Below are 21,827 nucleotides of genomic sequence, written 5' to 3' on the forward strand. Positions count from 1 at the left end.
GCTTTTTTTATTTTTTAGAAGAAAATTCTATAGTAAATAAGCTCCCTTTTGAAATTTCTGAATGCACGGAAATCTTTCCTTCATGAATTTCTACAATTCTTTTTACAATAGAAAGACCTATACCATTTCCTTTTTCAAAGTTTTTATTAGCCCCCCGGTAAAAGAGGTCGAAAATATTGGAAAGGTCTTTCTCCGAAATCCCAATCCCATAATCTATAAACTTGATCTTTATAAACTGAGCATTGGTTTCTATTTCTACATGACAGCTTTTATCCCGTGAATATTTGCAGGCATTTTCCATAAGATTAGAAAAAGCAACCTGCAGGAGATACGGATTTCCATGGAAGTCATAATTGTTCTCATCCTCATCCGTAGTATTCCCTACATAATTGATTCCGATTTTATAATTTATATTTTTCTGAAGCAGTGCTAGCTTGGCTTCTGCCAAAATTTCATCCAAACGAACCTTGACAAGACTGATTTGTGAGACATCATAGCTGGCCCGCGCAAAATCCAGAAGGGCTGATGAAAGCTCAGATGCATCATTGGCATCCTGTAAAGCATTGTCAATGGAAAGCTTGTAATCATCCAGAGTTACATTCAGTTCTTTGGCCAGTTCAAGTTCTGCAATTAAAGTGGAGAGCGGAGTTCTGAATTCGTGAGAAAGTGTTGTCACAAACTGTTTATGGCTGTTAAAAGATTTTTCAAGTCTGTTGAATGTAGAATTGAAGGTTTCAGTCAGTTCATAAATTTCATCCTTAGCTTTTGGAATATCCAGTCGCTGATCCAAATTATGTTCTGAGATATCACGGATCTGAACAATGATATCTTTTAATGGTTTTAAGGTATAATAGGAGAACAGAAATCCAATAATAAAAATAAGAACAATACAACTGATATAAATGATGATGATGTCTTTTTTAAACTCTGCAATATGAGCCTTTCCGGTTACATCCTCTGCACTTCCTATGATGTAAAACTTCTCTCCGTTTGATTCAAACTGAAGAGCAATATACTGACGGTCGCCCTGCTGCCAGAATATTTTGTTTTTATTGGATCTGATCATTTTATCCAGATACTTTTCATTGCTTTTTGAAGGGGGAATATCTGTGAATGTAAGTTCTTTATTACTGTTATAAACGCTGATATCTGCCTCATTCAGCAGTTTCTGATTACGCTGATGAAGCTCACGGATTTTTTCATCGTTGATTCGGGCATCAAAAATAAATTCCGAACGCCAGATGACTTTATATCCAAGACGGTCATTAAACTCATCTTCCCGGTTTTTTTCGGATACAAAATAAAGAACGTAGGCAAACAAAAAAAGGATGCCTGCTGTAAGTACAGCGTAGATCAATGCAGTTCTGGTTGCTATTTTCATAATTGTGAAGTGAAAATAAATCCTACCCCCGGCTTGGTATGAATAAGTTTCTGGTCAAAATTCTTATCAATTTTTTTTCGCAGATAGGCAATATAAACATCTATATAATTGGTTCCCGTGTCAAAATGATTTCCCCAGACATTTTCAGCAATTTCCTCCCGGGTAAGAATCCTTTCCGCGTTGCTCACCAGAAATACCAAAAGCTTAAACTCTTTGGGGGTGAGTTCAATCTCTGCTCCGCTCCTGAAAACCCTGTTGAATTTTTTGTCAATTCTCAGATCATGATATTCCAGCTCCGTCAGATAGGCTTCTTTATTTTTATTAGACCTTCTCTGGAGAATAGCCTTTATTCTCACAAAGAGCTCTCTTATTTCGAATGGTTTTACCATATAATCATCTGCTCCGGCATCAAATCCTTCAATTTTTTCATCAATTGTTCCCAAAGCGGTCAACATAATAATGGGTAAGTCAGGGTAATTTTGCTTAATCAGTTTACAGAGATCTATCCCATTCATTTTAGGAAGCATGATGTCCGTAATAGCCAGGTCGAATGTTATTTTATTCAACAAAACAATGGCGTCTTCTGCATCTTCGGAAATATAAACCTGATATTCCTGACTTTCCAGTCCTCTCTTTAAGAGACTTGAAACCCGTGAATTATCTTCTACTATTAAAACTTTCATAAGCAAATACTAAGGATGTAAAGACTTTTTTTATTCAGAATTTGTTTTCAAAAGGTTGATTTTCAGCTAGCCTTAAATCCCTGTACAAAGGTATTTCATATTTTCATTTTATCAGAAAAGATTAACCTTTTTAATAGTTTTCTATAAGGTTTCTAATAGATTTCTAATACCAGTGCAGGCTTTCCCGATCTAATTTTGTCCCGTTGAAATCAACAAAAAGATAAGAATAGAAAAAATATGAAGACTACCTCTTTCAGAACCGGACTTGCTTTATTTTCCCTGTTGGGAATCATGGGAAAATTAGAAGCTCAGAAGAAAAATGATTTTAATAATCCCGGATTGACCCATTATTTCAATGATGAACATTCACGATATATTTCCCTGAGCGGGTACGCTGAACTATGGGCCAGGTATACACAGCTGAATCCTGGAAGTCTTGTGAATAATGAAGCTAAATCAGATCTGTCTGATCTTTCGCTTCGCAGAGTTCGTGTGAAAATGACCTACAAACCTACTGAGAAATTAATGTTCGTATTGCAGGGAGGAACTACCAACGTGAATGCCAATGCAAAAGCGAGTAATTATTTTGATCTGTTGGATGCTTATGCTGAATATTCCTTTAATGATAAAATTGCTTTCGGAGCTGGACGCTCTACATGGCGCGGTCTTTCAAGGTTTACAACGGGCCCTTTAAATACGCTGTTGTACGATCTTCCGGCTTATGCCACTTCCAATGCCGGAGCTACAGACTATACAGTGAGAGAGCTCAGTGCTTATATCAAGGGCCAGCTGGGAAAATTTGATTACCGTCTGGTAGTAGCAGATCCTTATACGATGACCACTGCAGATCCTAAATATAATGTGGCTGCTTTCAGTAAAAATTCTCCGGGGAAAGATTTCTCAGGATATTTCAGATATGCTTTTTTGGATAAAGAGAATATTTCAACCCCTTTTAATTCGGGAACATACGTTGGCAAAAAGAATGTATTGAGTTTAGGAGCCGGATTTGATTATATCCACAATGCACTATGGCATCTGGATTCCGGAAAAAATACGGTGAATGATGATATGAAAAGCTTTGCAGTAGATTTATTCTATGATGCCCCGCTGAACAAAGAAAACGGAACATCAATAAGTGCTTATGGAATGGCAATGCATAATGATTATGGTCCAAACTATATCCGGTATGTAGGAACCAATAACCCTGCAACTTCTGTAGATGTTACTCAGGCCAGCCTTAACGGAGCAGGAAATGCAATGCCTGTCATCGGAACCGGAAATACCTATTATGTACAATTGGGAGGAACCCTTCCTTATTTAAATAAAGAGAAGAAAAATCTCCAGTTACAGCCGGCAGTTGGAGTACAATTATCTGACCTGAAAGGACTTCATGATAATGCAGTAGTCTATGATGCGGGAATATCTCTTCTGCTGAACGGAATGTCCTCCAGATTAACCTTTGATGCGCAGAACAGACCTGTTTATGCTAACGGCCCTTCCAATGATGCAGTAGTCTCTGACAGAAAATGGCAGTTTGTCCTTAAATACAGAATCGATTTTAATTAAAATAAGATACTATGGAAAGAAGAAAATTTTTATTCCGATCCGTTCAGGCTTCTGCCTTGCTTTTGGTTTCGGGAAATATGCTGGCCTCTGCTTTACCCATGTTTAACCCTATAAAAAAGAAAAAAATGTACTTCCATTATTTATTGTTCTGGCTGAGAAAAGATCTTTCTGAATCAGAAGTAAAAGAATTTGAGAATTTTTTTGAAGGCCTTAAAAAACTTCCTTACCAAAAAAATCTTCGCTACGGAAAACCAGCAGCATCCACTCCGAGAAGTGTTTTAGACAGCACATTTACCTACAATGCCTCTATGGAATTTGAGAGTCTGGAAGAACTGGAAGCCTACGGAAAACTTCCCGAGCATCTGGCACTGGTTCAGAAATATAAACCATTCTTTGACAGAATGTTGGTTTATGATACTGTATATAATTAAAAATAAAGAATTAAATTTATAATGAAAAATTTCATGAAAGGGCTTAGCCTTGTTTTAGTAGTAAGTACTGTAGGATTTATGAATGCACAACATAAAAACCACAAAAATGTGAGTGTAACTCCGGAAGTCTCCACAGAGTTTATTCCGGCTATAAGGTTGATTAATAACCCTGATGGGTCATGTACTTTTGAGAAAGGAAAAATACCAACACTTAAGCACATGAATACAACGACCTTCTGGATGAGTAATAAAACTGAAGAATGGGAGAAAAACGCCCATCCTGCACCCAGAAGACAATATGTAATTACCATCAAAGGGAATATTAAATTCAAAGTGACAGACGGGTCCACTTTTATGATTAAACCTGGAGTTGTACTTCTTGCCGAAGATCTTAAAGGATCCGGACACAGCTGGGATATGGTGAAAAGTAAAGAATGGGAGAGACTTTACATCCCGATTTCAGAAAATGCTGATGATCTTTTCGTTCCGGATGCTCAGTAATTTTTAATACAACTCTCTTTTAAAAGAGAATTATATAGATTCGTTATGTTTGAAGCAGCCAGTTTTGGCTGCTTTTCCTTTTGAAGAAATTATTCTAAATACTTTTTAATAACAGTTCTGGCTTCCTCAATACTATTGCTGATTCGGGCAATTATTTTTCCGTTTTCATCGATGATAAAGTGGAGGGGATAGGTTGTAGCATTCACTTTTTTTTGGAAGTCTTTGTTGGCATCAAAGAAATTCATCCAATTCGCATTGTTTTTCTTTAAAATATTCTTTGCAATCTCCATTCTATTGGGTTTTTGTTCGTCTGTGATCGTGATGAAATTTACATTTTGATCTTTATATTCATGATACAGCTTCACAAGTTCAGGCATACTTTTTATACAGGGAGCACATGTGGTTGACCAATAGTCAATAAAGGTTAATTTATATTTCTTAAAGTCTTCCGAAGTCAATTTATTCTGCTTGTCAAAATAAATATCAGGTATTTTTTGTCCGATGGATGTAGATTGTTCTGCTTTTAAACGAGCTTCAACACCTTTGTATAATTTGTTTTGTTTAAATTTTGCTGAAAATAAATTTAAGTTTTTCAAATAAGCAGGGTGATAATCCTCAAGAGTATAATCATTCACAATCTCCCATAATGCGACATATGAATTTGGTTTTTTCCTGATATATTCTCCTAAAAATTCCTGTTTCTTGTTCATGTTGATCAAACTGTCACGATGGTGAGGACTTTTTGATTTTATATAAAACTGTTCCAATGATCTTTGTAAAGCCTTATATTCTTTATTGGCCGGTGAATCTATATTAAGTTCTAGATTGTTAATGTGTTGAGGTAAATTAATTTTATATTTTCCTTTTTCTAAGAAAAATATTTTTGTATTATAAATGGGCTCACCTTTCTTTCCTATATAGCCAAACGCTACAGGTTGAGGATATTCTATAAAACCATTGACAATATTTTTCTTTTGAATTTTAAAATAATAAATTGAATGAGCTATCTTGATCTTTTTACCAAAATCAGAAATATTATCATTCGTTTGTATTTTGAATGTATAAAGATCTCCAAATCCGTTTCTCGTCATTGGAGCACCCAACATGAGGCTGTCATTAATGTATGAATCTGAACTGAGATCAATTTCAAAATTATTCTGAGAATAAATAAAATTTGAAATGAGAATTAATAATGCATAGAGAAGTTTCTTCATAAAATATTTTGTAATGGAACTAACTTACAAAAAGTTTTATACATAAAAAATCCTTGTGCAAAAAACACAAGGATTACAATTTATTTTGATTTCAGGATTAGCTGAACTTCTTGAAAATTACGGTTGCATTATGACCTCCGAACCCAAAGGCATTGCTTAAAGCATAGGTAATGTCTTTTTCCTTCGCTTCTCCAAATACAATATTGATATCCTGTGGAATATTCTCGTCAATAGAATGAAGATTGATGGTTGGTGGAATAATTCCGTTTTGAATGGCTTTGATGGACAGAATTGCTTCAACAGCACCTGCTGCTCCTAGTAAGTGACCTGTCATGGATTTTGTGGCACTGATGTCAAGGTTTTTACTTCCTTTAAATAATTTATTGATACCGTTCAGTTCCACCAGATCTCCAAGTGGGGTAGAGGTAGCATGAGGATTAATATAATCAATATCATCTGTGTTAATTCCTGCTTCATTAAGCGCTAATTGCATTGCTTTGATTGCTCCCACTCCGTCAGGATGAGGTGCTGTCATGTGATAAGCATCCGCTGTCATCGCAGCTCCTACCAATTCTGCATAGATTTTTGCACCCCTTGCCCTGGCATGTTCGTACTCTTCCAGAATCAAAGTTCCTGCACCTTCACCCATTACGAAACCATCTCTGTTGGCATCATAAGGGCGGCTTGCAGTTGAAAAATCATCATTTCTCGTAGACATGGCTTTCATAATAGAAAACCCACCGATAGATGCCGGAGAAATGGCTGCTTCAGAACCTCCGCTTACAATTACTTTAGCTTTTCCAAGACGAATGTAGTTGAAAGCATCCATTAACGCGGTATTCCCGGTTGCACATGCTGAAACCGTTGTATAGTTGATCCCCTGAAGACCATATTTCATAGAGATCATTCCTGATGCCATGTTGGCGATGAACTTCGGTACAAAAAAAGGATTGAATCTTGGTGTTCCGTCACCGGCAGCAAAATTCATTACCTCGCTTTCGAAAGTCCACATTCCGCCCTGTCCTGTTCCCCAGATTACACCAGTATCGAAAGGGTCCATATTTTCAAGTTCAAGTCCGGAATCCTTTAAAGCTTCCGCAGTTGAATACATTGCATATTGTGAAAATAGATCACTTCTTTTGATTTCGTTGTGTGTTAAATGAACTTTTGGATCAAAATTTTTAACCTCACAAGCAAAATGAACTTTAAATTTTTCCGTATCGAAATGGGTTATTTTATTAGCCCCACTCATTCCATTGATGCTGTTTTGCCAAAATTCTTCGACATTATTTCCCAAAGGCGTCACTGCGCCCAGACCTGTAATGACAACTCGTTTCATACTTAGTTATTGATTTTGAATAAATTGGAGGTCCCTCTTGCAATTAAGCGCGTTTTGTCAGCGTTCCATATTTCGCATTGCGCGTTTACAAATTGCCTGCCTCTTTTAATGATTTTAGTTTCAGCTACAATATTATCATTTTCTTTTGCAGTTGAAAAATAATCAATGACATTATTTATAGTGGTGATGAAAGAATTTTCATTTAAAGAAAACATGGTGGCACCGATAACGTCATCTATAATAGCTGCTGTAACTCCGCCGTGAAGATTTCCAATCGGATTCAGCCACTCAGCTCTTACAGTGTATTGAAACTCAAGCTGCCCTTCTTCTACAGAAAGCACAATAGGATTCAGCCATTTCATAAAAGGAGATGGTGACTGGTCAAATTCTTTTCCGATGAATTGTTTTAATTGTGTTAATCTATCCATACTTTCAATTTTTATTTTTCTAAAATCATCGTTATACCCTGTCCCCGCGCTGCACATATGGAGATAAATCCTTTTCCATTTCCTTTTTCATGAAGAAGTTTTGCAAGAGTTGCAATCACTCTTCCGCCTGTTGCTGCGAAAGGGTGGGCTGCTGCCAGGCTTCCTCCTTTTACATTCAGTTTAGTCCGGTCTATTTTTCCTAATGCTTTTTCCAAGCCGAATTTTTTTGCCAGATCATCATTTTCCCAGATTTTTATAGTGGCTAAAACCTGTGCCGCAAATGCTTCATGAATTTCATAATAATCGAAATCTTCCAGATTCATTCCTGCTTTTTTTAACATTCTTTCTGCCGCAAATACCGGAGCAAGAAGTAAATCTTGTTTATTTTCGACATACTCTATTCCTGCGACTTCTGAAAAAGTGATATATGCTAAAACAGGAAGGTCGTTGGCTTTTGCCCATTCCTCGCTGGCTAATAAAACTGCTGAAGCTCCATCGGTAAATGGAGTGGAATTCCCTGCCGTTAAAGTTCCATTTTGCTTATCAAAGGCAGGTTTTAGCTGTGATAATTTTTCCAGACTGCTGTCACGGCGGAGGTTATTATCTTTATCCAAACCGAAAGCAGGGGTAATCATATCATCAAAAAATCCTTCATCATAAGCTTTTGTCATGTTTTGATGACTTTTTAAAGCTAATTCATCCTGTTCCTCTCTGGAAATCTTATAGTATTTAGCTGTAATCTCTGTATGCTCACCCATTACCAGACCTGTTTTAGGCTCCTGTCCTTTATAAGGGACCGGCATCCAGTCTTTCAGTTTGGGGCCTAAGAGTTGTTTTAGTTTTCCAAAGGCTGATTTTTCTTTATTGGCTTTTAATAAAGCCTTTCTTAATTGTGGTGAAGACTCAAAAGGAATATTGCTCATGGCTTCTACTCCGCAGGCTATACCACTTTCTATCTGTCCCAAAGCAATTTTATTTCCAATATAGATTGCTGCTTCAATCCCTGTATCACAGGCCTGTTGAAGATCACAGGCAGGGGTAGCGGAATCAAGAGAAGTGTTCATAACCGTTTCTCTGATGAGGTTGCTTTCAGAAATATGTTTAATCACGGCTCCACCTGCAACTTCTCCAAGCAATTTTCCTTTGAGCTGATAGCGGTCTATCAATCCATTCAGTGCAGCCAGTAGAAGATCCTGATTGCCTTTTTCTGTATAAGCGGTATTCATTCTGGCAAATGGAATTCTGTTGTATCCTATTATTGCCACTTTTTTTGTTTCCATAAGGTGAATTTTATGATGGAAGAATATTGAGTTCCTGGTTAATCATACTCCTGATTTTATCTAAAGCCTGATTCAGGAATTTCTCATCATCCATGGTTTTGGAAAGTAAGATTCCCCCTTCAATAAGCATCACAAATAATGATGCATATTCATCAGCATTTACCTTCTCATTCAGTTCTTTGTTTTGCTGACCTTGTTGAATGACGGCCGTTATTTTTCCAGTCCAGGCTTCAAAAGATGTTTTAACCTGGTTTTTGAGCACTGGAAATGAGTCATCTGCTTCGGTAGCAGCATTCATCAGCGGGCAGCCCCCATTTGAAAAGACAGAGCGCCAGTTCTTTCTGTAAAAATCAACAAAAGCATGAAGTTTATCTACGGAGGCCGGATATTGATCTCCAAACGAACGGCTCATAATTTTGCTCAATTGGCTTGCATTGTATTTATACACCTCAATGGCTACCTGATCTTTATTTTCGAAATTACCGTAGATGCTTCCTTTCGTCAGCCCCGTTGCTTGAGTAATGTCTGAAAGCGAAGTAGATATATAGCCCTTTGTATTAAACAAAGTAGCTGTTTTTTCAATAATGAACTGTTTTGTTTTTTCCGCTTTTGACATTTTAAGTGTTTAATTATAATGCAAATATACGAAAATATACCAATTGGTATATTTTGTTTGAAAATTAAATCTGAGGGTTATTATTGCTCAGATTTAATGTGTACTATTTACAATCCTTATTGCTCTAAAGTAGCATTCAGAGTGATTTCAAAGTTGAAAGCAGCACTTACAGGGCATCCTTCTTCTGCTATTTTAGCAAATTTCTGAAACTCTTCTTCTGAAATTCCCGGAACTTTAGCCATTAAAGTCAATTCAGATTTTGTGATTTTTCCAATATTAGGATCCAGAGTGATAACAGAAGTTGTTTTCAGTTCTTCAGGATTATAACCTGCCTGAGAAAGCTCTGCATCCAGTTTCATAGTAAAGCATCCTGCGTGCGCTGCTGCAAGCAACTCTTCGGGATTGGTTCCCACTCCGTCAGCAAAACGGCTGTTGAAAGAGTATTGAGTCTGGTTTAATGTTGTACTTTGCGTTGTTAGGTGTCCTTTTCCTTCTTTGATAGTTCCGTTCCAAACGGCTGTTGCGTTACGTCTCATAATGTTTGTTTTTTAATATTGTTTGATTTTGATGATACAAAGGTAGATCTGTGGCAGGTTTTATTCAATAGAGGAAAAGACTTAAATATTGTACTTTTTTCCCGTAGAGTAATTTTTTTTAAAATAAGCAGGAGTACTTCCTGTTTTACTGGTGAAAAGCCTGTTGAAATAAGCAGGATCCTCATAGCCGAGATCATAGGCTACTTCTTTGACAGGTTTGTCAGTATAGAACAATAATCTTTTAGCTTCTAATAAAATCCTGTTAATAATAAGCTGGTTCGGAGAATCAATGTTTAAATTTCTGAATTTGTGGGCTAATGTTTTAGGAGCCATATGAAGGAGTTCTGCATAATCTGCTACATTATGTTTTTCCCGGAAATGAATTTCCAGATATCTGCTGAAGTCTCTGAAAAGATCGGGTTCGGTGCCTGAACTTTTAGTGATCTTATTGTTCAGATTCTGTTTTTTCCATTGTCTTGTTGCCCGGATGATCATCTGCTTTACATAGGTTCTGATCATTTCTTCCACAGAAGAATCTTTCGCTTGAAGTTCGATTTTAATATTTTGAAAAAGCTCTTTTATAAGCTTTGTTTCTGTATCGTCGAGTTCCACAAATGGAATTTCGAATACATTATGAAAGAGAAGTCCGTCACAGGCAACCTCTCTATCATGAATCTGAATACAATAAAAATCACGGTTATAATACAGAAGTATTGACTCTTCTTTTCCTTTTTCTATATTCAGGTGCTGGTTGGTAAGAAAGAATAATGAGGGTTTCTTTGTTTTGTAATGATTAAAATCAACGGTAAGTTCGTAACCTGCAGGAATGAAAAAAATTTTAACGTCTGTTCTAAACTTATTTCCGTTGACGTTTTCCAGATTTTCTTCTGAAAATACTTCAAGCCCGAGTCTTTTATAATGATCTTCAAAAATAAGAGGTGGCGGCATACTTTAACTTTAGAATAAAGATACAAAAAAGCATGATTTCAAACAGATTAAATTATTGGTATCCTATTTTATGATGCTATACCTATTGAAATAGCATGAAAAAAAGCGAAAATATGTTTTTACATTGATATTATTTTATCATTTTTACAAAGATTTGTACCGCAACCTCTATTTTTAACCCTTTTTCAAAACTGCCTGCATGAGTGAATTAGAAAATATTCTGAGAGAAATAACTCCACTATCTGCTGAGGACAGTTTTCTTGTGTTCGATAGGATCAAAGCATCATTTGATTTCCCTTACCATTATCATCCTGAAATTGAAATTAATTTTGTTTACAAAGGAAAAGGATACCGAAGGATGATAGGCGATCATACGGGAGAGATCGGAAACATAGAACTGGTCTTGGTTGGCCCCAATCTGCCCCATTGCTGGGCCAATTATAAATGCAAGAACAGAAAAACCCATGAGATCACGATTCAGTTCAATCAGGATTTTTTTAATCAGTCGATGATGCAGAAAAACATCCTGAAACCGATTAATAATCTGATGAAAGATTCGATCAGAGGGATTCTTTTTTCCACAGAAACGGCCGAAAAACTAAAAGATTCATTTCTCAATCTGTCAAAAATGAACAGTTTTGAATCTTTTATAGAAATTATGAAGATTTTGAATGAACTGGCCGTTGCAGAAAATAAGACACTTTTATCATCCTACAGCATAGAGCTGGAAACTTTTGGTGATAATGATAAAATGAAGATTATTCATGATTTTGTTCATAAGAATTTTGAGAATAAAATAACGTTGGACGATGCTGCTTCTTTGGTTAATATGAGTAATGTGACCTTTAACCGCTTTATAAAAAAGAGAACGGGGAAAACATTTATCAATTACCTTAATGAAATTCGGATCAGCTATGCTGCACGCTGGCTGATGGAAAAGAATCTTACGGTCTTTGAAATCGCTTTTGAGGCCGGTTTTAATAATATTGCGAATTTCAATAAGGTATTTAAGTCTATCAAAAAAACAACTCCTACAGAATTCAAAGAACAATTTAAAGGGGTTAAAAAAATTGAATAGTATTTCTTTACAATTTGTATCCCGGTTTCACCGGTTTCTTTTAATTTTTAAGATCTAAAGCAAAGTATTTTGTCTGATTTTGATAAAATACGAAGATAAATCCTCTTTTTTTAATTGATTAGGTGGTGTTTTATTTTGCTGATATTGAGTCTGTTGTTTGGTTTTGTCTGAAGTTGCTGAAAAAATAATATCGTTTTATGATAAAATAGTATTATATCAGACTGGTTACAAAATTTAGATTTGTCAATGTGAATTAAATCTTAAGAAAACTTTAAATATTTTAATGCGTAAACGATAAAATATTGCTAAAAAAACAATAGAATTTCGTATTTAAATATAAAGCAATGTAATTGATTCTCAATTAAATCTAACTATATCTAAACCTTATGAGAAAAGCAGTTATACCGGTTCTGTTCGTTTTTTCACTTTCTGCTAATGCACAGGAGAAAAAAACGGCTGACACAGCAAAGACAACCAGTATTCAGGAGGTCGTGGTCACCTCTTTGGGGATCAAAAGGCAGGCCCGTTCTTTGACGTACTCCAGTCAGCAGATTGGCGGAGATGAGCTGACAGAAGTGAAAACTCCAAACCTATTAAATTCAATCAACGGAAAAGTTTCCAATGTACAGATCAACAGAACTAATGGTGTAGGAAGCTCTGTAAGGGTGATTATGAGAGGGAATAAATCTGTAAACAATACACAGCCACTTTATGTGATTGATGGAATTCCTATTATCAACGGAACGGGAAAATCAGCAGATATCGGACAATATTCTAATATGCCGGATCCGGGAGATGTCTTAAGCTCAATAAATCCTGATGATATTGAAAGCATGAATTTCCTGAAAGGGGCTTCTGCTTCTGCATTGTATGGATCTGCAGGAGGAAATGGAGCAATTTTGATTACTACCAAAAAAGGACGTGCGGGAAAAAGTTCGATTACATATAGCAGCAGCCTTACTCTGGACAGAGCATATGGCCTTCCAAAGCTACAACATAGTTATCTGTCTTATGATCCCTCTGTAGCAGGATCACAGCCAGGACAGGCTGTAGACAGCTGGGGAGCGAAAGGCTCATCTAAGGATTATCTTAAAGATTTTCTGCAGACTGGAACGACGTGGGTAAACAGCCTTTCTTTTCAGTCAGGGAATGAAAAGTCTACCAACTATTTCTCTATCGGGAATACAACCAACAAAGGAGTGGTGCCTATTTCTTACTTTGATCAATACAACATCTCTTTCAGAAATTCAAGTAAGTTTCTGGATGATAAATTAACGTTAGATGCCAACTTTATTGGATCTTTACAGGAAAGTAAGAACAGACAGACTCCGGGAGCGTCTTTTTCTCCTTTGACAAGTTTGTACTGGTTACCTAGAGGTGTAGATTTTGATCAATATGGAGCTAATAACTATTCCTATTTAGATAAAACCAGATTTTTGCCAGCTCAGAATTGGTGGGAAGTAAATCCGGATGGAAGCTTTAAGGGAAATCCGGTAACACAAAATCCTTATTGGATCCTAAATCGAAATCCTGTTACAGTGTCTAATAAGAATGCATATGGTGCACTTGCTCTTTCATATCAGATTAATCCATGGTTGTCTGCAAGAGTGAGAGGGAACTATAGCTGGAATACTTCTGATAGCCAGCGTGATATTGCTGCTTTTTCAGCCCCTAGTTTACTGGCGAATGGGGTTAATGGCAGAATGCTTAAGAATATTTACGAAAATTCTTCTACCTATGGAGATGTTTTGCTTATTGGTAGCCCTAAAATAAGTGAATCTATTTCATTAGATTTTACCGTAGGAGGAAGTATTAATACCACAATAAATAAGATCACGCAAATTGATAATGCCTATCTGGCAAATCCTAATCTTTTTACATTGAATAACCTTCAGTGGAGTACAAACAGAGCACCGGGAGACGGGTATCATCATACGTATACCAATATGAAAAAGCAGGTGCAGTCTGTATTTGCAAGTGCTTCCATAGGGTACAAGAATATGTTCTATGTGGATATGACTTTCAGAAACGACTGGGATTCTACTTTAGCTTTAACGGGAAGAACCGGGTTTGACTATGAGTCTGTAGGGGTGAATGCTATATTATCTTCTGTCTTCAAACTTCCGGAAGCTATTAATTTCTGGAAAGTAAGAGGATCTTATGCAACAGTAGGATTGGGATTGCCAACGAATATATCCAATGCAATGGTTGAATACAACAAAGGATATACCTATGGTGTAGATGCAGGAACGCTTGTATACCCTAAAAGCTCCTTTGCTACAGGTGCCGGCTTTGAAGATTTACTCCCAAAACCGGAGCTTAATAAAACTTTTGAAGCGGGAACTGAATTAAGAATGTTGAATAACAAATTAAGCTTTGATATCACTTATTATAACTCGAATACAAGTAACCAGTTATTGGAAACTACAATTCCGTCATATTTAGGAGGATTGATTCCTGGGTCATACTACTTAAATGCAGGGAAAATCCGTAATACAGGTTTTGAGTCTTCCTTATCTTATAAAGTTTTCAATTCGGAAAAATTCGGATGGACTGCTACTGTGAATGCTTCAGCAAATAAGAATAAGATTGTTGAACTATTCCCAACAAAGTTGAGTATTTCTCAAGAACTTCCTTTCTCATTGACAGGAGGAGGAGAATATACCAAACTTAAATTGGGAGGATCTTTCGGAGATCTTTACGGAATTAAGTTTAAAAGAGATGATCAGGGACGTATTTTAGTGAATGAGAAAGGGGCTCCAATAGGCGAAACTACTGTTTCTTATCTTGGAAACCCGAACCCTAAGTTTATTATGGGTTTCAATAACTCATTTAACATTGGTAAGCTTGGAATTTCTTTCCTTATTGATGGTAAATTTGGAGGTAAAGTTCTTTCTCTTACTGAGAAAGCCAATGATTTGTTTGGAGTAAGTCAGGCTACTGCTGATGCAAGAGATGCTGGAGGAGTGTCTATTCCAAATGCAGTATATGCACCGGGAACTCCTAATGCAGGACAAGCTTATACCGGGACTACTAACGCAAAAGACTACTATAAAGCAGTTGGGACTACAGAAGGGTTTGGAAAAGGAATTGACGAAGTTTATTTGTATAGCGCTACAACAGTACGTTTACGTCAGGCTTCTGTTTCATATACCTTTGATATCAATTCAAAATATATGAGAAATGCAACGGTAAGTTTAGTGGGGACTAATTTATTTTTCTTCTATAAAAAAGCACCGTTTGACCCTGAACAGGTATCAGGAAACACGCCTGGAGGAGTAGGGGTAGATTCATTCGGACTACCGGTTACCCGATCTATCGGATTATCATTAAAAGCGAACTTCTAACTTTTACAACTAAGAAAATGAAAATCAATACTATTAAAACATTGGTATTCGGAGCTGCTGTTCTGTTTTCTGCATCAGGATGTACCAATGACTTTGAACAATATAACCAGGAAAAACTGGGTGGACCAGAAAATTTTTACGCAGATTTTATCGCTATTGTTAACCCAATGAAATCCATACAGAGGGGGTTGCAGTCGGATTATCAGCTTTATCCTAACCTTAGTGCCGATATGTACAGTGGAATGTTCAGTACGGCAACTCAGTTTAATGGCGGGGTAAATAACCTTACCTATTCTATGATGGACGGGTGGAATAATAGGATTATTGCCAGACAACAGGATATTTTCAATTATTCTATCATCATTGATAATGCTGCTAAAGGTAATTATGCGGGAATAGATTTTACCGGAACATTTGCCGTTAAAAAGATTTTGAAAGTGATTACGGCAGCAAGAGTTTCAGACAACCATGGTCCTCTAGTATACAGTAAATATGAAAAGCCTAATCCTAACGGAGTTACTGATTTCGATTCCCAGCAGGATGCTTACAATTATTTTATTGCTGATCTTAGTTCAGCTATTACAGATTTACAGAAAATAGCGGCTACCCCGGCAACACAGAATGTAGAAGATAAAACTTCATTAAAAAGTGCTGACTTGGTGTATGGAGGAAATATGACTCAATGGGCAAAACTGGCCAATTCATTGAAGCTGAGGTTAGCTATGAGAATGAGTTATGCAGATCCTGCAAAGTCAAAACAATATGCAGAAGAGGCATTGAGTTCATCCGCAGGTTTGATTACTGATAATGCTGATAATGCATTGATCAGTGTAGGGCAGTCTGAATTAAGCTTTATCATCTACTCATGGGGAGACTGTTTGATAGGAGCTCCTTTGATGGCTTATATGAACGGATATAATGACCCAAGACTTTCTGCCTATGCTATCCCCGCAAAAGATACAGATGTTCAGGGAAAATACATAGGGGTACGCCAGGGAATTGATTTATTAAATGGAAAATCTACGTATGGTGCATTCTCGCAACCGCAGGCGAAATCAGCAGCTGGAGATTATTTTTCAGCAACCGATGGTAAAATGAAATTATTTACAGCTGCAGAAACATGGTTCCTGAAAGCTGAAGCAGCGTTGAGAGGATATACCGGAGCAGGTGATATTAAAATCAATTATACAACCGGAGTTCAGCAATCTTTTGGTGAATGGGGGAAAAGTGCAGAGGTTGGAACTTATCTTGCCAATACAACAGCTACGGAAGCTCCTTATGTTGATCCAAAAAATGCAGCCAATAACATAGATGCTGGAAATCCCCAATTAAGTACAATTACCATTGCATGGAATGACGGAGATTCTAACGAAAGAAAACTGGAAAGAATCATTACCCAAAAATGGTTATCCCTTTATCCAAATGGACCTGAAGCGTGGGCTGAACAGAGAAGAACCGGGTACCCTATTCTTTTTAAAGTAAGAAAAAATGATAGTGGCGGGCTGATCAGTACAGAAGCTATGATCAGAAGGATTCCTTTCACTATTGACACTAAAACATCCTTGTATAACTATCAACAGGCTGTACAAACTCTTAGTGGACCTGATACCGGTGGAACCAAATTATGGTGGGATAAAAAATAATACATCAAAATCACTCAACAATACAGAGGCATCTCAAATTTGCATTCACTCATTGAGGCTGGAGCGTAAAATCTCCAAAATTTATAGTTTCGTTTTATTAGCCGATATGAGCTTTTTGAGATGCTCTCTTTTTCTTTAGAATCTTATTTTTAAATATGGGAAAAAATAACTCCGGAACCCGTCGGATTCAGCCTATTCTCTGGATATCCACATTATATTTCGCAATGGGAGTTCCCTTTGTGACCATTAATGCGGTTTCAGGAATTATGTATAAAGATATGGGGGTTTCGGATTCGCAGATCACATTCTGGACCGCTCTTATTTTGTTCTCCTGGACGTTAAAACCCCTTTGGAGTCCTTTTCTGGAGATCTATAAAACCAAGAAATTCTTTGTTGTTTTTACCCAGTTTGCCATAGGAATTTTGTTTGCACTGATTGCATTAAGTCTGCCTTTAAACGACTTTTTCAAATACAGTATTGCCCTTTTTGCTGTGGTGGCATTTTGCGGAGCTACCCATGATGTGGTAGCAGACGGTACTTATATTGGCTTTTTGACCAATAAAGAACAGGCAAAATACATTGGATGGCAGGGTGCGTTTTACAATCTGGCGAAGATTATCAGTAGTGGAGCATTAGTCTATTTTGCAGGCTTTTTAGAAAAAACGAAAGGAGTAACCCATGCCTGGATGATCATTATGATTATTTATGCATTACTGTTTTTTGTATTAGCCATTTACCACTATCTGATTCTGCCTAAAGAGAACAAAGAAGAAGATCAGAAAAAAGATAAAACAGCTGGAAATATTCGTAAAGAATTATTGGAGGTCATCACTTCATTTTTTACTAAAAAGAATATTTTATGGTCGGTCCTGTTTATTATTTTGTACCGTTTTGCAGAGGGTTTTGCCATCAAAATTGCTCCCTTGTTTTTTAAAGCTCCAAGATCTTCAGGAGGATTAGGACTATCTACATCTGATATTGGACTTGTATATGGTACTTATGGTTCAGCAGCATTTATCTTAGGATCTGTTCTTGCTGGATATTTCATTTCGGCCAGAGGATTGAAGAAATCTTTGATATGGCTGTGCTGTGCATTCAATATTCCATTTGTGGTATATGCATTATTGGCCCATTATCAGCCTGTTGATCTTCTGCCTGTAGGTATTGCGGTGGTAGTAGAATACTTCGGTTATGGTTTTGGTTTTGTAGGACTGATGCTCTATATGATGCAGCAGATTGCACCTGGAAAACATAAAACAGCGCACTATGCCTTTGCAACAGGAATTATGAATCTTGGGGTAATGATTCCCGGAATGTTCAGTGGAATGATCAGTGACTGGATCGGATACAAAGTGTTCTTTATCTGGGTGCTGATTGCTACGATCCCCGCATTTGTGGTGACCTTATTAGTTCCTTTCCCTTATTCAGAAAATCAGAAAAAAGAATCAATCAATTCGTAAATAATTAAAATAAAAAGTAAAAAATACTTTATGACAGCTCAATCAGTAATGATCCCTTGGCAGGATCGCCCGGAAGATTGCAATGATATCATGTGGAGGTTTTCCGAAAACCCGATCATTAACAGATATGCGATACCTACATCCAACAGTATATTCAACAGTGCCGTGATTCCTTTTGAAGAAGGATTTGCCGGTGTGTTCCGTTGTGATAACAAAGCGGTGCAGATGAATATTTTCGCAGGTTTCAGTACAGATGGAATTAATTGGGAGATCAATCATGATCCTATTGAAATGCAGGCAGGAAATACCGATATGATTGAATCCGACTATAAATATGATCCTCGTGTTACTTTTATAGAAGACCGCTACTGGATTACATGGTGCAACGGATATAACGGACCTACCATCGGAATTGGGTATACATTTGATTTTAAAGAATTTTTTCAGTGTGAAAATGCATTTCTACCTTTCAACAGAAACGGAGTGCTTTTCCCGGAAAAAATTAATGGTAAATATGCGATGCTGAGCCGTCCTAGTGATAACGGACATACGCCTTTCGGGGATATCTATATCAGCTATAGCCCTGATATGAAGTACTGGGGAGAACACCGTTGTGTGATGAAGGTAACACCTTTTGAAGACAGTGCATGGCAGTGTACCAAGATCGGCGGCGGGCCGGTTCCTATCAAAACAGAAGAAGGATGGCTGCTTTTCTATCATGGAGTGATCAATACCTGCAGAGGATTCAGATATTCAATGGGGGCTGCTTTGCTTGACCTTGAAGATCCTACAAAAGTATTGTACAGAACGAAACCTTACTTATTGGCTCCCGCTGAATTGTATGAGCTGACAGGGGATGTTCCTAATGTAGTTTTCCCCTGCGCAGCCTTGACGGAGGGTGATAAAGTAACCGTATATTATGGGGCAGCCGATACTGTAGTAGCGATTGCCTTCGGGTATATCTCAGAAATTATTGATTTTATGAAAAAGAATTCAATCTAAATATGTGATCATAGTGTTTTAAAAATATGAAAACCTGCTTAATCTCTCTGTTTATTGGGATTTTTGTTATGGTTTTCATATTTTTAAACCAACTTTTAAATAAAAAAGAACCTCGATACCTTTTATCATGAAAAAATCCCTGTTTATCTGCTTTTTTACAACTCTGATTTCGGTAACAAATGCTCAGCAAAATAAAAATGATGTTTTATCCTGGGTAGACCCGTTTATAGGTACAGGCGGACATGGCCATACATTTCCGGGGGCTACTACACCATTTGGGATGATACAGCTAAGCCCCGATCAGAATACAAAAAGCGGCGACTGGGACTGGTGCTCCGGATATCACTACAGTAGTAAAACGATCATGGGATTCAGCCATAATCACCTTAGTGGAACGGGATGGGCAGATCTTGGAGATATTCTGGTAATGCCAACGGTAGGACAGGTAAAAATGGTTCCCGGATCAGAAGAAAATCCGGAAACAGGGTACCGTTCAAAATTTACTCATGACAAAGAAACGGCATCACCGGGATATTATTCTGTAATGCTTGACAGTTACGGGATTAAAGCAGAATTGACCGCCTCACCAAGAGTAGGATTTCATAAATATACTTTCCCGAAAACAGATGAAGCCAATATCATCATTGATCCTACCAATAAAATCTTCGGAAATATTTATCACACTTTGGTAAGTATAGAAGGAAATAATAAAATAAAAGGATATTGCTACAGTGGCGGCTGGGGAGGAAAAAGATTTGCCTACTTCGTCATGGAATTTTCAAAGCCATTTAAATCTTACGGAGTTTATGCAGAAGGGAAAACAAAAAATAACGAAAAAATTGCTCTTGCTAAAGATGCTAAAGCTTTCGTAAGGTTTTCTACAGAAGATAACGAAAGTATTGAAGTAAAAGTATCTCTATCTCCGGTAAGCACGGAAAACGCACAGGAAAACTTTGATACAGAAGCGAAAAATATAGATTTTGCAAAAGCCAGAGAAACAGCACGGCAAACCTGGCGAGATCTTATCGGCAGATTCCAGGTGACTGGGGGAACAGATAGCCAGAGAAAAATATTCTACACAGGTGTTTACCATACCTTCATTGCCCCTAACCTTTACATGGATGCCAATGGTGATTATGTAGCCGCTCAGGAAAATATGAATACCAAATGGTTCACCAACTACAGTACCTATTCTTACTGGGACGGATTCAGGGCAACGCATCCATTACTTACCATTATGGATCAGAAGCACACCAAAGAGTTTGCCAATTCTCTGATCAGTAGATATACAGATCGTAAAGATCATATGCCGATCTGGGAACTATGCGGATATGATAATTTCTGTATGCTGGGATATCACAGCGCCTCAGTAATCTGGGATGCTATTTCCAAAGGAGTTCCCGGTATTGATGCTGAAAAAGCCTTTGCGGCAATGAAAGATGCTTCTTTAACAGATAAAATGAGCAGTAGTGATGGTGGCGGAGGACTTAATGACTATATCAAGCTGGGGTATACCCCATCCGAGAACGGAGCTTCAGTTTCCGCAACATTGGAATATGCATATGATGACTGGTGTATTCAGCAGTTAGCCGAAAAATTAGGCAAAAAAGAAGAATCTGAAGTGTACAAAAAACGCTCTATGAACTTCCTGAATAGCTTCAATAAAGAAAATAAACACTTCTGGCCGAGACAGAAAGACGGTAAATTCTTAGCAGATTTCGCCCTTAACGACTGGAAAAAACTGCAGCCACACTGGGTGTCCGGAAATATCTGGGCCTATGATTTCTTTGTTCCCCATCAGATTGATGAAATGATGAATCTGTACGGAGGAAAAAAAAGCTTTGAAGAAAAACTGGATAAAACCTTCACAGAGGCATTGCATATGGAAGGAGAACAGCATGTAGATATTTCAGGATTCATCGGGTCGTTAGGATTCGGAGACGAGCCGGGGCATCATGTTCCTTATCTGTACAACTATGTGGGAAGCCCGTACAAAACGCAAAAAATGGTAAAATATATCCGTGACAATATGTATGCAGCCAAGCCGGACGGAATCGTTAATAACGAAGATTGCGGACAGATGTCAGCATGGTATATTTTCTCATCGCTAGGATTCTATCCTGTCACACCAGGGAAACCTGTTTACGCCATCGGAGCCCCACAATTTCCGAAAGCTTCTTTAACATTGGAAAACGGAAAAATGTTCACTGTCATTGCAGATAAGGTATCTGACAAGAACATCTATGTACAGAAAATCTTCCTGAACGGAAAAGAATACAAAAGCTGGGAACTGAACCACAGTGATATCATGAACGGCGGAGAGCTGAGATTTGTAATGGGAAGTAAACCTGTGAAATAAGACTAATAAAAATTA

At 37.4% G+C, this 21,827-nt stretch carries 18 protein-coding genes; 9 read left to right on the top strand and 9 right to left on the bottom strand.

Going from position 1 to position 21,827, the window contains the following annotated elements:
• Positions 1-7: 7 nt before the first annotated feature.
• Together LF887_RS00675 and LF887_RS00680 are read right to left on the bottom strand one after the other, a co-directional pair.
• Positions 8-1,381: an ATP-binding protein gene (locus LF887_RS00675; RefSeq protein ID WP_236856917.1), complete on the bottom strand. Its 1,374-nt coding sequence runs from the start codon at positions 1,379-1,381 to the stop codon at positions 8-10.
• Positions 1,378-2,064, bottom strand: coding sequence for a response regulator transcription factor (locus tag LF887_RS00680; protein ID WP_236856918.1), 687 nt, complete (start codon positions 2,062-2,064; stop codon positions 1,378-1,380). Before LF887_RS00680 ends, LF887_RS00675 begins: the two co-directional genes overlap by 4 nt.
• Positions 2,065-2,301: 237 nt before the next feature.
• Between LF887_RS00680 and LF887_RS00685 the strand changes: the two genes are divergently transcribed.
• Genes LF887_RS00685 through LF887_RS00695 form a run of 3 tightly spaced genes read left to right on the top strand, consistent with a single transcriptional unit; the run spans position 2,302 to position 4,562 of the window.
• A complete protein-coding gene (locus tag LF887_RS00685; protein ID WP_236856919.1) occupies positions 2,302-3,630 on the top strand; it encodes a hypothetical protein in 1,329 nt (442 codons plus the stop codon).
• Between the two features lie 11 nt (positions 3,631-3,641).
• Positions 3,642-4,061: a Dabb family protein gene (locus LF887_RS00690; protein WP_236856920.1), complete on the top strand. Its 420-nt coding sequence runs from the start codon at positions 3,642-3,644 to the stop codon at positions 4,059-4,061.
• A 21-nt stretch (positions 4,062-4,082) separates the two neighbouring features.
• Positions 4,083-4,562 (top strand): hypothetical protein, encoded by a 480-nt coding sequence (locus LF887_RS00695; protein WP_236856921.1) that lies wholly within the window; start codon positions 4,083-4,085, stop codon positions 4,560-4,562.
• Positions 4,563-4,651: 89 nt separating this feature from the next.
• On the opposite strand, the gene LF887_RS00700 is transcribed toward LF887_RS00695, so the two are convergent.
• The 7 genes from LF887_RS00700 to LF887_RS00730 form a co-directional block, all read right to left on the bottom strand.
• The gene (locus tag LF887_RS00700) at positions 4,652-5,776 is read right to left on the bottom strand and encodes a TlpA family protein disulfide reductase (protein ID WP_236856922.1); all 1,125 of its coding nucleotides are present in this window, start codon (positions 5,774-5,776) and stop codon (positions 4,652-4,654) included.
• A 97-nt stretch (positions 5,777-5,873) separates the two neighbouring features.
• Complete coding sequence (fabF, locus tag LF887_RS00705; protein ID WP_236856923.1) at positions 5,874-7,115, bottom strand: beta-ketoacyl-ACP synthase II; 1,242 nt, start codon at positions 7,113-7,115, stop codon at positions 5,874-5,876.
• Between the two features lie 2 nt (positions 7,116-7,117).
• Positions 7,118-7,543 carry a PaaI family thioesterase gene (locus LF887_RS00710; RefSeq protein WP_236856924.1) on the bottom strand — a complete coding sequence of 142 codons (426 nt, stop codon included), beginning with the start codon at positions 7,541-7,543 and terminating at the stop codon, positions 7,118-7,120.
• 11 nt (positions 7,544-7,554) lie between these two features.
• Positions 7,555-8,823 carry an acetyl-CoA C-acetyltransferase gene (locus LF887_RS00715; protein ID WP_236856925.1) on the bottom strand — a complete coding sequence of 423 codons (1,269 nt, stop codon included), beginning with the start codon at positions 8,821-8,823 and terminating at the stop codon, positions 7,555-7,557.
• A 10-nt stretch (positions 8,824-8,833) separates the two neighbouring features.
• Complete coding sequence (locus LF887_RS00720) at positions 8,834-9,439, bottom strand: TetR/AcrR family transcriptional regulator (protein WP_236856926.1); 606 nt, start codon at positions 9,437-9,439, stop codon at positions 8,834-8,836.
• Between the two features lie 116 nt (positions 9,440-9,555).
• On the bottom strand, positions 9,556-9,975 hold the full coding sequence (locus LF887_RS00725; RefSeq protein ID WP_236856927.1) for an OsmC family protein: 420 nt from the start codon (positions 9,973-9,975) through the stop codon (positions 9,556-9,558).
• Between the two features lie 81 nt (positions 9,976-10,056).
• The gene (locus LF887_RS00730) at positions 10,057-10,923 is read right to left on the bottom strand and encodes a helix-turn-helix domain-containing protein (protein ID WP_236856928.1); all 867 of its coding nucleotides are present in this window, start codon (positions 10,921-10,923) and stop codon (positions 10,057-10,059) included.
• A 199-nt stretch (positions 10,924-11,122) separates the two neighbouring features.
• Between LF887_RS00730 and LF887_RS00735 the strand changes: the two genes are divergently transcribed.
• The 6 genes from LF887_RS00735 (at position 11,123) to LF887_RS00760 (ending at position 21,812) form a co-directional block, all read left to right on the top strand.
• A complete protein-coding gene (locus LF887_RS00735; RefSeq protein WP_236856929.1) occupies positions 11,123-12,001 on the top strand; it encodes an AraC family transcriptional regulator in 879 nt (292 codons plus the stop codon).
• 386 nt (positions 12,002-12,387) lie between these two features.
• A complete protein-coding gene (locus LF887_RS00740; RefSeq protein ID WP_236856930.1) occupies positions 12,388-15,348 on the top strand; it encodes a SusC/RagA family TonB-linked outer membrane protein in 2,961 nt (986 codons plus the stop codon).
• A 17-nt stretch (positions 15,349-15,365) separates the two neighbouring features.
• Positions 15,366-16,991, top strand: coding sequence for a SusD/RagB family nutrient-binding outer membrane lipoprotein (locus LF887_RS00745; protein ID WP_236856931.1), 1,626 nt, complete (start codon positions 15,366-15,368; stop codon positions 16,989-16,991).
• Between the two features lie 155 nt (positions 16,992-17,146).
• A complete protein-coding gene (locus LF887_RS00750) occupies positions 17,147-18,451 on the top strand; it encodes an MFS transporter (RefSeq protein WP_236856932.1) in 1,305 nt (434 codons plus the stop codon).
• Between the two features lie 30 nt (positions 18,452-18,481).
• On the top strand, positions 18,482-19,453 hold the full coding sequence (locus LF887_RS00755) for a glycoside hydrolase family 130 protein (protein ID WP_236856933.1): 972 nt from the start codon (positions 18,482-18,484) through the stop codon (positions 19,451-19,453).
• A gap of 127 nt (positions 19,454-19,580) precedes the next feature.
• The gene (locus tag LF887_RS00760; RefSeq protein ID WP_236856934.1) at positions 19,581-21,812 is read left to right on the top strand and encodes a GH92 family glycosyl hydrolase; all 2,232 of its coding nucleotides are present in this window, start codon (positions 19,581-19,583) and stop codon (positions 21,810-21,812) included.
• Positions 21,813-21,827 lie beyond the last annotated feature (15 nt).

The organism is Chryseobacterium sp. MEBOG06, from assembly GCF_021869765.1.
Classification (GTDB): domain Bacteria; phylum Bacteroidota; class Bacteroidia; order Flavobacteriales; family Weeksellaceae; genus Chryseobacterium.